Origin of the sequence: Arthrobacter sp. USHLN218, from assembly GCF_037144715.1 — a bacterium.
GTDB lineage: Bacteria > Actinomycetota > Actinomycetes > Actinomycetales > Micrococcaceae > Crystallibacter.
This window is the reverse complement of sequence record NZ_JBBCYT010000025.1, coordinates 1-424: the sequence shown is the minus strand read 5'-3', so window position 1 is coordinate 424 and position 424 is coordinate 1. Positions and strand designations below refer to the sequence as shown.

The 424-nt window shown below is 65.3% G+C and carries 1 protein-coding gene; it reads right to left on the bottom strand.

The features are described 5' to 3' along the window. The coding region (locus WFH44_RS21355; RefSeq protein ID WP_336716656.1) for a twin-arginine translocase TatA/TatE family subunit at positions 1 to 162 on the bottom strand (162 nt) is incomplete at its 3' end. Positions 163 to 424 lie beyond the last annotated feature (262 nt).

The following is a 424-nucleotide window of genomic DNA, read 5'->3' as shown; positions in this document are numbered from 1 at the left end:
CTCGGGGTCCACGCCCTTCAGCTCGGTGACCTCGGATTTGAAGATCCGCATCGACTGGCCCAGGCTGCGGGCTATGCCTGGCAGTTTGGGGGCGCCGAACAGCAGCAGGAGCACTACCAGCAGGATGACCAGCACCATGGGGTTATCGAACAATCGAGCCATCGCAGGATCCCTTTCGTCCGCGGAAGCGGATCAGCGCTGCGCGGCGAACATGCGGTCGAATTCCTCGATCGCGGTTTGGGCCGAGCGGACGGAGCCTTCCATCCAGTGCCCGGGACCACCCCTGAGGTCAACGGCATGAACAGCCCTTCACCGTGGTCATCGTGGGGCTGGGCTGACGCCTGTTCCCGGGATCGCCGGTTCCCGTGCGGGTCAGGCGAGGTCACCGAGGACCTCGTTGAGGGCCTCGGTGGAGGAGGGGTGA